Origin of the sequence: Mobilisporobacter senegalensis, assembly GCF_003752155.1 — a bacterium.
In the GTDB taxonomy this organism is placed as follows: Bacteria; Bacillota; Clostridia; order Lachnospirales; family Lachnospiraceae; genus Mobilisporobacter; species Mobilisporobacter senegalensis.
Window position 1 is genome coordinate 195,224 of sequence record NZ_RJVG01000003.1, and the last position, 12,306, is coordinate 207,529.

Below are 12,306 nucleotides of genomic sequence, written 5' to 3' on the forward strand. Positions count from 1 at the left end.
ATCATTATAACGAATTGTACCAGTCATTACAATAGATAAAATTCCGGATAGGCTGTAAAGCCAGCTCTTCATTTGTAAATGATAGAAAATTAAAAGGTACAGTACAAAGAAATCTAACCAAGTTTTTGCTTAGATTATCATTTGTTCTATACCTTCATTATCTTAGATTGCCGGCTGCTTATCCGTGCTTTCTTGTTATGGTATTTATAAGTTTTTCCAGAATTCCGGGGTTTTGTTTGGGGCTGGTATTGTCAGTCTGGGTTTTTACAATTTCTTCTATGAAATACTGCTGGCTGTCAAAGGAGTTTTGTCCCGCTGCATCTATTTTTTTATAGGTGCTGTTGCTGCGTAACAGTCTGGCTTTCACATTATCAGTAAACATGATATCTAAGATATGTAAGATTTCATTTCTGATATCTTCATCCAGAATAGGGCACCCTAGTTCAACTCGTCTTGAGGTATTTCTGGTCATCATATCGGCAGAAGAAATATACATTTTCATATTGGCATCATCTCTGTTTCCGAAGCAATAAATTCTGGAGTGTTCTAAGAACCTGCCGACTATACTATATACCGTGATATTATCCGTTTTACCGGGAATTTCAGGAAGCAGACAGCATATTCCGCGAATCAGTAATCTTACTTTCACCCCTGCGCAGGATGCTTCAGAAAGTTTATTAATGATCTCTTTATCCGTTAAAGAGTTAGATTTTATTATAATTTCTGCAGCCTGTCCATTCATGGCCTTTTCTATCTCCCGATCCATAAGAGCCAGAACGTTATTTTTAAAAGAATACGGTGCAACTAAAAGATGATTGTAATTTCCTTTTAAATTAGATATGGACATATTCTTAAAGAACTCATTGGCTTCCTGTCCGATCTCCTGGTTGGCTGTAATTAAAGACAGATCCGTATAGAGCTTTGCAGTCTTTTCGTTATAATTGCCGGTACCAATCTGGGTAATATACTGAATTTTATTCTTATCTCTCCTTGTGATAAGACAAATCTTAGAATGTACCTTAAAACCCTCGAAACCATATATCACATTACAGCCGGCATCTTCTAAGCGCTCTGCCCATTCAATATTATTTTTTTCATCAAATCGGGCTTTTAATTCCATCAATACTGTAACTTCTTTATTGTTTTCTGCAGCCGTACACAGGTAATCTATAATCCTGGAATTTCTGGACAGACGATATATGGTTATTTTAATGGATATGACGTTGGTATCCTGAGCGCTTTCTTTTAGCAGATGTAAAAAAGGATCCATCTGATGATAAGGAAAGTGCAATAAAATATCTTTTTTCCAGCATTGACTGGTTATACTTTCCGTGCTTTTTAGATTTGCAGGATACCCTCGTTCAAAAACGGGATAATTTAATTGTTTTTTTAATAAGATCGGTATTTTTTCAAGCAAATCATAGACATAGTTCATCACAAGGGGAGAAGCGCTTGTGAAAATCTGTTCTTTTTTTAAATCCAGCTTATCCAATAAAAAATTAGACAAAGACTTACTAAGATGTCCTTGCACTTCCAAACGTACTGGAGACAACTTGGCCCTTTTTTTCAGGACTTTTTTCATACGTTCCCTGAAATCATCATCTACTTCAAAAATTTCATCTTCAGGACTGATGTCGGCATTTCTGGTAACAGAGATAATAGAAACAGATTCCACTTTATACATTTCGAATATTTTCTGTGTATAGGGAAGAACAATTTTTTCTGTTAAAATATAGCGGGTCTGATTTCCGGGAAGTAATACAAAATCAGGGAGAGACTGAGATATGGGAATTAATCCGAATTTAGTGTTTTCACCGGAAAAAACACATATAATATACAATCCCTTGTTGGTAAGGTGGGGGAATGGATGACGGGAATCAATTACTTGAGGTGACAAAACTGGCAGAATGAAATCTTCGTAATATTTTTTAATGTATTTTTCTTCAAAATTTTCCAGTTCTGATAATTCCAGATTACAAATTTTAAATTCTCTTAATTTATTTTCTACTTGGGAATATATCTTATCTTTTCTTTTATATAATGATACCGTATTCTCAAAGATCCTCTCCATCTGTTCCAGAGGACTCATTCCTGTTTTGTTATCCACATTATCTTTTTCTATCAAAGCAATATCCGTAAGGCTTCCCACTCTTATCATATAAAATTCGTCCAGATTACTGGCAAATATAGATATGAATTTCAATCGCTCATATAGTGGTACCGTTTCATCGTGGGCTTCTTCCAACACTCGTTCGTTAAATTTAAGCCAGGATAATTCCCTGTTCTGCATATATATATTCTCTTGCTCTTTTTCCGGATGTATCATAATTATTCTCCTTTAATGATTTTTTCATAGAGATAACCTTCTCTTATTCCGTATTTGCTGACAGCAATAAATTCTGCATTAAAATAATCCAGAATAGTATCAATAATAATAATTCCTGGAATAATAGTGTGTATCCGGTCTGGTATATTCTGAAGAATCGGGGTGATAGTGGTCTTATGGCTGTTTTTTATAATTTCTAACAGAAGTTTTATATTGCTTCCGTCAATTAAATGGTTGGTTTTTGGAATATTGAATATACTGTTATTCAGCTTTGCGGCCGCTCTCATTGTGCCGCCTACACCACAGATAGTTTCATAAGTTTCAGGTTCAATTTCCAAAGTCTTAAGGTTCTCCAAAACAGTTCGTTTTATTTGTTTTCTCTCATCCTCTTTGGGAATGATTTTTTTAACATGTTTCACATATAAATTTAAGGAACCAATAGGCATACTTTTGGCATATTGTATTTCTTTATTTTTAAATGCAACGATTTCTGTACTTCCACCACCAATATCCACTAAAACACCGGTATTACTGGAAATGTTTTTGGTTGCTCCAATAAAATCAAGAGTTGCTTCTTCTTCGCCGGATAAAAGTTCCACAGAAAGAGAGGTGGATTCCTTTATGATTTTTATTACTTCTTTGGTGTTGACTATATTTCTTAAAGATGCAGTAGCAAATACATATACATTTTCTTCGTTTACCAAAAGGTTTTTTAAGATTTCCTGATAATCTTTCAGTATACTTATAGCACGTTCGATGCCATCTTTATTTAGAATATCATTTGTTATATAATTGACTAAACCGGCCATAGTCTTTCTTTCAAATATTGAATCTGCTTTCTCACCCTCCACTTCATAAACGCATAATCTTATTGTATTAGAACCTAAATCTACTATTGCATATTTCATAAGTAATAACCTCACTTTTTATTAATTTAATATAGTATATAAATTTAATATTAGGTTGCTGTAAAAGTATTGTGAATATTTTGTAAAAACCATACTTTTATGTTATATTATGTAATTTTCTTTCATCTATTCCAAACTTGTCCAAATTTTATAGTGGTTTTCCTGGGTAATTTGATATACAATTATTGATATGGGATTGTTTAAGGAGGTCTTTATGAGCAGTAAAACTAATTGCGAAAGCTGCATGAACTATATTTATGATGAAGAATATGATTGTTATGAATGCAATGTATCTTTAGATGAAGATGAAATGGGACGTTTTTTAGGAGATTCTTATTATAATTGTCCCCATTTTCAATATAATGATGAATATAAGATTGTTAGGAAACAGATATAAATAATACAGATGATTAAAAATTCAATTAACAGAGCAATTTATGCTCTGTTAATTGAATCATATAAACTCTCAAATTCATGAAAAGGTGCCTTACAAGCATGATTTTCACAAATATAAATTGTTGTCATATTATCTTTTGTCTGATATTCTTTTGTAAATCCGGCGATTTCGTTGAGTATTCTCTCGTTATCCGGCTCTTTTACCATGATCACAGTATTAGGTAAGAAGAATTTCTGGCGTATCTTTAATATTTTTTCTTTTTCTGTCTGGTCCTTTATAACAATGATTATTTCCTTAGAAGGATATAATACCTGAATCAATCCAATTAAAGAATAACTATAAGCGGATGGGTAATCACTAATTACACCTGATATATATTTTAACTGTAAAGAAGCATAGTCTTCATATTTCGATTCACCGGTAAGTTTTGCGATTCTTAATAGATCAAATGCCGCTACTGAATTTCCGGAAGGGATTGCTCCATCATAAACTTCTTTCGGACGGAATATCAGCTGTTCTGAATCTTTCGCATATAAATAAAATCCACCCTTTTCCTTGTCAAAGAATAAGAGAATCATTTTATTTGTATAATCTATAGCTTCCTTCAGATAATCTGCTTGATATGTTGCATCATACATCTCAAGCAATGACCAGATAAAGAAAGCATAATCATCAATATGCCCAACACCGGAAGAATCTCCTTCCCGAAAACGTACCTTTAATCTTCCATCTTCTGTGCTTAAATACATTCTGGTAAATTGAACCGCCCTGTCTGCAGCAGACCTGTATTGTTCCTTTCCAAGAATTTGATAGCCTTTGGCAAAAGCACATGTCATAAGAGCATTCCATGAGGTTAATATCTTATCATCTTTATGCAATTTGGTTCGCGTAAGACGGTAATCATATAACTTTTTGCTTAGGCTTTGTATTCTCTGATTCTCTTTATCATACTCATTATTCATGATTAGATTGGGAATGCTGTTTCCTTCGAAGTTTCCTTCTATAGTGATATCAAAATAATCATTATAATAGTTCCCATCCTCTTGACCTAAGATTTTAATGGTTTCTTCAGGAGTAAAAACATAGTATTTACCTTCAATCCCTTCGCTATCTGCATCCTGGGCACAGAAAAATCCACCTTCTTCATAGGTCAGCTCTTTTAAAACATAATCAAATATTTTCACGGCCACTTTTTTATACAGGTCTCTTCTGGTTAATTGGTAGGTTTCTAGATAAGTCATTGCAAGCAATGCATTATCATATAACATTTTCTCGAAATGAGGTATGAGCCATTTCCCATCTGTAGAATATCTTGAGAATCCAAAACCTATATGATCAAAGATGCCCCCTTTATACATTTGTTCCAAGGTTTTCTCAACCATTTGTAACGCCTGTTTATCCTTTTCAAAATATGCAAATCTAAGTAAGAACATTAGGTTATGGGGTGTTGGAAATTTGGGAGCATTATGAAAACCGCCATAGTAATTATCAAAACTATGTTCAAACTGTCTCTTGGCTTTCTTGATTAAATCTTTGGATACCTTACCTTCTATTTTCGAATCAGAAAAATCCCGATTTCTAATGTGGTCCACAATATTTTCACTTGAACTAATCAGTACATCCTTATTTTCCTTCCACTGTTTGGATATAGCATCCAATAAGTCCATAAGTCCAGTCATGCCATATTTTGAAGTCTTAGGGAAATATGTTCCTGCATAAAATGGTTTTTGCTCAGGTGTCATAACAATGGTAAGGGGCCATCCACCATGTCCGGTTAAAGCTTGACATACTCCCATATAAATTGCATCAATATCTGGTCTTTCTTCTTTATCTACTTTAATTGAAACAAAATTCCCATTCAATACCCCTGCAATTTCCTCATCTTCAAAGGATTCTCTTTCCATGACATGGCACCAGTGACAAGTACTATATCCTATAGAAAGAAAGATTGGTTTATTTTCTTTTTTTGCCTTTTTGAATGCTTCTTCTCCCCAGGGATACCAATTAACCGGATTATATGCATGTTGAAGAAGATAAGGAGATTTTTCTTTGGCTAATTTATTGGGATAATGGGTCTTCATATCTGCTATCATTTTTTCACTCCTTTTTGTTATAAATCTCTGTTTCATTATTATGCCTATAAAGGTTGTGAAATATTGATTTTAAATATAATGATATTTTTGAATCAATAATTAACAGTATCTAAAAAAATTAAGGGCACAGACTAATGTCCAATGCCCATAACACATATATTTATTTCTATATTGATTATTTCACTAAATCTACAGCACTTTGTGGAACATATGTATTTATTCCATTATATACAACTACACCATCCAGGAGCGTTTTTTCGCCGTTTACATAAGCTATATTCTTATTTACCGGCATTTTTACTTCAACTGCCCCTTTATTAACAATCAGAACAGGATTTGTCTCATCTGCAGTATCCAGTTTTACAGCAGCTCCTTTTGCAACATAAGCATCTTCCGCTTTAACAAAAAGTTTTTTAGTCGTTTCGTTTAAATTAAGCCCCATGGCTTTTGCCATATATAGAGCAATATCTGCATTTTCTACTGTGCCAGTTAATTGATCAATGCTTTCAGGTGCATATACATATAGTGTTACATCTTCTCCCGTATGGCCTTTTGTGGTGAAACCTATATTTGCTCTTTTAGCTATTATTGGTCCTACAGTATAGTTCATGCTGGCATCAGCGGTGTTTTTGATTGCCTTTATTTCTGCTTTAGAAAGATCAGTAATTCCAAAATAGTTCTTCATAACTGCTTCAACATTTGAACGCTCTTTATTTAGTTTAGAGCCAATCCCCTCACCTGTCAAAGTAGCTTTTTTTAATGGATCAATAAATGAAGAAAGTGGTGTGGTATCATAGGTATTATCTGTTGAACTGGCACCAATGGTTATTCCACTATTACCATGATCCGTTGCTGATATTACAAGAGTATTTCCGTCATTTTTAGCAAAATCTAATGCTACTCCAACTGCTTTGTCAAAGGCAAGGATATCCGAAATCATTCCTATTGGATCATTTGCATGGGCTGCCCAGTCTATTTTGCTGCCTTCTACCATTAAGAAAAATCCATCTTGATCTTTAGATAATAAATCGATTGCTTTTTTAGTCATTTCCCCAAGGGAAGGCTCCTTACTTGGATTACGGTCAAAATCATAGGATAAAGCAGATGGTGCAAACATAGCCCATAGCTTTCCTGATGTTACATCATGAAATTCTACAGGTGTAGAAGCATATCGATATTCCTTTTTGATCACAGAGAGCAAATCTTCTTTGTCTCCCCTTAATTCACTTGTGAAAAATTTTTCGCCTCCACCTATGACTACATCTAAGTTTTGATATACTTGTTGTTCTGAAATGGAATCATAATTTTTTCTGCTTGGATCATGAGCAGTAAAATCTGCAGGTGTCGCATGCATGATTTCGCTGGTAGCTATGATGCCAGTTGCTTTTCCATTAAGCTTGGCAGCTTCAAGAATACTCGCAACGGGTTTTCTTTTGTCTGATGAACGAATGGGATTTAAACCGGGCATAGTATTTTCATCAGGAAGAACACCCACAAACCCTGTATGAGATTTAAATCCTGTTGCCATAGCGGTTCCTGCTGGTGCAGAATCAGCAATTGGTGCATCTGCTGAATAAGTTCTTACAAGTCCGGAGGCCATACTGTCTAAATTAAGTTCCTCGCCACCGTTATACCATCTTGCTAACGTTAATCCACCGGTACTCATACCATCTGGTATTAATAAAATAACATTTTTCACTTCTTTTTCTACTTTGACGTTATCAATAGTCGCGGCACAAACATCTCCTGTGATTGAAAAGGCTAAAGCTACAACGAGTATACCACTAATTATCTTTTTTAATTTCATGTGACATCTCCTTTACTGGATTTTATATTACATATTGATAATATAGGAACTTTGTTAAGATGGAATTATATGGGTATTAAATCGTTGTAAAATATAATTATCTTCCATTTTTAATTTATTGAAGACCTATAATGGTATGACTTAAACAGAGCAGGGATTTTTAATATCACAAATAAACATGCATAAAAATATATGATTCGTTTATTATATATTTAAAATCTCTAATAATTTCATAAAAATGCAATTATTAGTTGTTTTTTGGAATCTTTTCATTGCTTTTTACAAAATTTAGAATTATAATTTATTATAGGAGGTAGATGATATGTTGGGGATTTTAAAGGGTATATTTAAGACAAATAGTCAACAAAATATAGAGGTTGAAATGGATGAGGATAATCTATTGGACTTTTATAAAAAGAAAAGTCTGCCTGATGATAAATTAAAGGAACTGGTGAAAACAAGTTCTAATCTAAATTATGAATATGATCCCATTGATTCGGATATTTATAGATGCTTCATAGCTTATCAATATGGTATTTCTAATAATGTAAATGTCTCTACAAAATTTCAAAAGATTGAAGACCGAATATCCAATATATGCTCTGCCAAAGGTGGAAAATACTATAGAACTCCTGCAAAATCTGCAAAATTTGCTATCATATTTAATTCCAAGGATATTAATTATAATTCAATTAAAGGGTTGATTGATGAAGGTTATAAAGTTACTACTTTTGAAAATGCTTTAAAATATTTTAAATTAGATCATTTGTGGGATATGAATTCCACTAAAAAGTACTAAGAATTATCCTTGTAGTATCATTTTATATATGATAGGTGGGAAAAGTCATATATTAAGAGAGCTGATTCAGAGTAATTTCTGAGCCGGCTCTCTTTATTATGCCATTCTGAATTTGATATTATATCAATTGTTGTTCGTAAATACTTAGTATGGTAAGATTGAATTTAGTTATATTATAAAAACGATTTTACAGAAAGCAGGGGGATAATAATGATACAATCAATAGTACATATAGCTTTAGTTGTTAAAGACTATGATGAAGCAATCGAATTCTATACTAAGAAGCTGCATTTCCAATTAATTGAAGATATCTATCAACCGGAACAGGACGTATGGTTGCAGTGTTTAAAGATCTATACGGAAATTTGTGGGATCTGCTTGAATTAAAGGAAGAACATCCAATTGCAAAGAGAATGAAATAAGAGTAGAGATTATCAATAAAAAATGGGACCGGGTGTTTAATAATTTAAACACCCGGTCCCATTGACAAGCAATTTAATTTTTTCTTATCTTTTCTTAACAGGTACCCATATCTCACTTTTATAAGTTGGGGAAGTAACATCCTTGCTCTCATTCCATAAGATTTCCGGTCCTTCTACCAATTCATACCCAGATGACGGAAACCATTCAGAATAAATACGTCCCCAAATATCCTGTAGGGTTTCAGGAAATGGTCCAATTGATTCAAATATTGCCCATGTTGACGGAGCAACTTCAAGTTTTGAAAATATATCGGGGCATTCCATTGTGGTTGCCACACCAATATAATGATCAAGTTCTCCTTTCTCTTCCATTCTTCCTTCGGAAAAATTAGTTGATGCACTTAAAATTCCTATCGGTTCAATATTGGATAGTTCTTTTAATTTAAGGATCTTCTCTTCATCCAGACTTTGATACATTGAGGCAATCTCTGGATTTACCCCATTAAATATGATTGGTACTCTCTTCATAATTCCTATAATACTAAATGCTTCTTTTTCTACAATACGATAATTCATTTCATTTCCTCCTCTGATAGATAATTGAAAGGCCATACGGGGATAGGCTTTTAATGATTGTTTATTTGATCTGGCTTCTGATGGAGTCATTCCATGTAAATTATAAAAAGCCCTTGTAAATGAATCTGGAGAACTGTAACCATATTTCATTCCTATATCAATTACTTTTATATCGCTTCCAATCAGTTCAAAAGCTGCCAGTGTAAGGCGCCTGCGCCTTATATATTCTGACAGGCTCACACCTGCCAAAAAAGAAAATATTCTTTGAAAGTGATATTCTGAACAGTATGCCAAACTTGCTACTTTTTTCATATCAATCTCATCCGTAAGATTTTCTTCGACATAATTAAGCGCTTCATTCATTCTCATTATTGAATCCATGTTATAACCTCCTTTCACCAACAGATTAACATAATAAAATAAGTTACACCCCACATATCTTGTTCAGATATGCAGGATTTCTTATTAGCTATTATAATTTTATATCATTAAGATGAACAATTCTATAAAAATTATTGCACTTCCTTTTCTATTATCCTGAATGATTAAAATATATAAAACAACCAATACTAATTATAAAACAAATCATAGTTGACATATCAACTATGGGTGATTATAATAGTTGATATGTCAACTAAGGAGGAAAATTGATGAAAAAAAGTATTGGCAGATTAATATCGATATTGCATCGGCAGGCTCAGATTTACATAAACCATGCTTTAAAAGATTATAATATTACGTCGGCAGAACATTCCTTCCTTCTATATTTATGGAAAAATGATGGTGCAAATCAAGATGAAATGTCAGTTTTTTTATATATTGATAAAGCTGCAACTGCCCGCGCCATAAAGTCTCTGGAGGAAAAAGGATATGTTATAAAAGATAAAGATTCCAATGATAAAAGATTTAACAGAGTTTATCTTTCGGATAAAGCTAAAATGAATATTGAAGATATTGCTAAACGTGTTAGCAACTGGAGTAATATTATATCTGAAGGTTTGGATGAAAATACGAAAGAATATATTTATTCAATTTTAGAGAATATGGTAGAAAAAGTAGAACATACAGATTTAAAGAAAGTACTGGAGGAAAAGTAACATGGAATATATAAATCCATTAGGAGAAGAAAAAGTTTCAAAATTATTAATAAAGTTTTCTGTTCCGGCAATTGTTGGAATGATGATAAATGCATTATATAATATTGTTGACAGAATCTATATCGGAAATGCAAAAGATTTGGGGACAAACGGTATTGCAGGAATTACAATCGGTTTCCCGATTATGATAATACTTTTAGCGATTGGTATCTTATTTGGTGTTGGGGGAGCTACACTGTTTTCAATGCGATTGGGACAGAAAAAACCGGAAGAAGCAGAAAAAGCTCTTGGAAATTCATTATTTTTATTAATTGCATCCGGTGTTATTATTACAATCTTTGGTTCCATCTTCTTAGAACCATTACTTGTGCTATTTGGAGCAAGTAAAGAGGTCCTTCCATATTCTGTTGAATATATGCGGATTATCTTATTTGGTGCTGTGTTTCAAGTAGTAAGCATGGGGATAAATAATTTCATTCGAGCAGATGGCAATCCAAAACTTGCTATGTATACGATGTTTTTAGGAGCTGGTACCAATATACTCTTAGATCCTATTTTTATTTTTGTATTTAAGATGGGTATGGCTGGCGCTGCACTTGCTACGATTCTGTCCCAATTGTTTTCTGCCATTTGGGTTGTCTCTTATTTTTTAGGTAAGCATAGTAATCATAAACTAAAATCAGAAAATATGAAACCTCATATGAATACGATTGTAAAGATTACTTCTTTGGGTATACCCGGTTTTGCCATGCAGGTTGCCAATAGCTTATTAAATGCCATATTAAACAGAGGCCTTAGACAATATGGTGGAGATATTGCTGTTACCGGTATGGGGGTAATTAATAGTGTACAAACGATTCTTTTTATGCCTGTAATTGGACTGAATCAAGGTGTACAGCCTATTGTGAGCTTTAATTTTGGTGCGAAAAAGTTTGAACGTGTAAAGACTGCGGTAAAGCAAGCCATTCTGGTTGCTACTATTATCGTTGTAGTAGGATATGTTGTTATGAGAATTTTTCCTACACAGCTGATTTCATTATTTAATAGAGATGAAGAATTGCTGGCATTTGGTAAAACAGCATTAATATCCTGGATGTTATTTATGCCGGTTGTGGGTTTTCAAGTAATTGCATCTAATTTCTTTCAAGCCATTGGAAGATCTAATTCAGCAATGTTTTTGACCCTTTCAAGACAGGTTATCTTTTTAATACCGGCACTGATTATATTCCCTCAAATATGGGGTATTACCGGGCTTATGTACTCTGCGGCTTTTGCTGATTTCTTTTCAACGTTAATCACAGGAATATGGTTTTATTTTGGAATTAAGAATATTGATAAATATGGGTTAAAGGAGATTAAAAATGCACCAGCTCAATGATTTATATCCTGAGGATAAAAAAGAATGCTATAAACTATTGCATTCCCAGCTTAAGGCTTTATTAGACAATGAAATAAATGTAATTCCTAATTTAAGTAATACTTCTGCTTTGTTAAATGGGGCATTAAAAGACATTAACTGGGTGGGATTTTACTTAATACATAATGAAGAACTCCTACTTGGACCTTTTCAGGGGAAACCAGCATGTATTCATATTAAAATCGGAAAAGGGGTATGTGGTACGGCTGTATTTAAAAATGAAGTACAGGTAGTTAAAGATGTTCATGAATTTTCAGGACATATTCCCTGTGATAGCGCATCAAAATCTGAAATAGTAATACCAATTCATTTTAGTGAAAAAGTTATTGGTGTACTTGATATCGATAGTCCTGTTTTAAATCGTTTTGATGAAATGGATAAAGAAGGTTTGGAAGAATTGGTAAAACTTTTGGAACATGGATGCAATTGGACAAATTTTAAAATGGGATAAGTTTTTGAATTCA

The 12,306-nt window shown here is 33.2% G+C and carries 11 protein-coding genes; 6 read left to right on the forward strand and 5 right to left on the reverse strand.

All coding sequences use genetic code 11. The annotated features are described in order from the left end of the window. Window positions 1-178 precede the first annotated feature (178 nt). Complete coding sequence (gene ppk1 / locus EDD66_RS06340; protein WP_243115314.1) at window positions 179-2,326, reverse strand: polyphosphate kinase 1; 2,148 nt, start codon at window positions 2,324-2,326, stop codon at window positions 179-181. Window positions 2,327-2,328: 2 nt separating this feature from the next. Continuing rightward, the gene (locus EDD66_RS06345) at window positions 2,329-3,234 is read right to left on the reverse strand and encodes a Ppx/GppA phosphatase family protein (protein WP_123608720.1); all 906 of its coding nucleotides are present in this window, start codon (window positions 3,232-3,234) and stop codon (window positions 2,329-2,331) included. 214 nt (window positions 3,235-3,448) lie between these two features. Here EDD66_RS06345 and EDD66_RS06350 point away from each other — a divergent pair, with 214 nt between their 5' ends. Then, window positions 3,449-3,631, forward strand: a complete 183-nt coding sequence (locus tag EDD66_RS06350; protein WP_123608721.1) for a DUF6472 family protein — start codon at window positions 3,449-3,451, stop codon at window positions 3,629-3,631. 38 nt (window positions 3,632-3,669) lie between these two features. On the opposite strand, the gene EDD66_RS06355 is transcribed toward EDD66_RS06350, so the two are convergent. Together EDD66_RS06355 and EDD66_RS06360 are read right to left on the reverse strand one after the other, a co-directional pair. Continuing rightward, entirely contained in the window at window positions 3,670-5,724 is a 2,055-nt protein-coding gene (locus EDD66_RS06355) for a thioredoxin domain-containing protein (protein ID WP_123608722.1), read from the reverse strand. Between the two features lie 175 nt (window positions 5,725-5,899). After that, window positions 5,900-7,531 carry an alkaline phosphatase gene (locus tag EDD66_RS06360; protein ID WP_123608723.1) on the reverse strand — a complete coding sequence of 544 codons (1,632 nt, stop codon included), beginning with the start codon at window positions 7,529-7,531 and terminating at the stop codon, window positions 5,900-5,902. 322 nt (window positions 7,532-7,853) lie between these two features. On the opposite strand from EDD66_RS06360, the gene EDD66_RS06365 reads away from it, so the two are divergent. Both EDD66_RS06365 and EDD66_RS06370 read left to right on the forward strand, forming a co-directional pair. Continuing rightward, on the forward strand, window positions 7,854-8,330 hold the full coding sequence (locus EDD66_RS06365) for a hypothetical protein (RefSeq protein WP_123608724.1): 477 nt from the start codon (window positions 7,854-7,856) through the stop codon (window positions 8,328-8,330). Between the two features lie 210 nt (window positions 8,331-8,540). Next, entirely contained in the window at window positions 8,541-8,717 is a 177-nt protein-coding gene (locus EDD66_RS06370) for a VOC family protein (RefSeq protein WP_330510894.1), read from the forward strand. A gap of 119 nt (window positions 8,718-8,836) precedes the next feature. On the opposite strand, the gene EDD66_RS06375 is transcribed toward EDD66_RS06370, so the two are convergent. Further along, complete coding sequence (locus EDD66_RS06375; protein ID WP_123608725.1) at window positions 8,837-9,709, reverse strand: AraC family transcriptional regulator; 873 nt, start codon at window positions 9,707-9,709, stop codon at window positions 8,837-8,839. 269 nt (window positions 9,710-9,978) lie between these two features. Between EDD66_RS06375 and EDD66_RS06380 the strand changes: the two genes are divergently transcribed. The 3 genes from EDD66_RS06380 to EDD66_RS06390 are packed head-to-tail and all read left to right on the forward strand — an operon-like array spanning window position 9,979 to window position 12,293. After that, window positions 9,979-10,425, forward strand: coding sequence for a MarR family winged helix-turn-helix transcriptional regulator (locus EDD66_RS06380; protein WP_123608726.1), 447 nt, complete (start codon window positions 9,979-9,981; stop codon window positions 10,423-10,425). A 1-nt stretch (window position 10,426) separates the two neighbouring features. Continuing rightward, entirely contained in the window at window positions 10,427-11,803 is a 1,377-nt protein-coding gene (locus EDD66_RS06385) for an MATE family efflux transporter (protein ID WP_123608727.1), read from the forward strand. Continuing rightward, window positions 11,787-12,293 (forward strand): GAF domain-containing protein, encoded by a 507-nt coding sequence (locus EDD66_RS06390; RefSeq protein WP_123608728.1) that lies wholly within the window; start codon window positions 11,787-11,789, stop codon window positions 12,291-12,293. Before EDD66_RS06385 ends, EDD66_RS06390 begins: the two co-directional genes overlap by 17 nt. The last annotated feature ends 13 nt before the right edge of the window (window positions 12,294-12,306 follow it).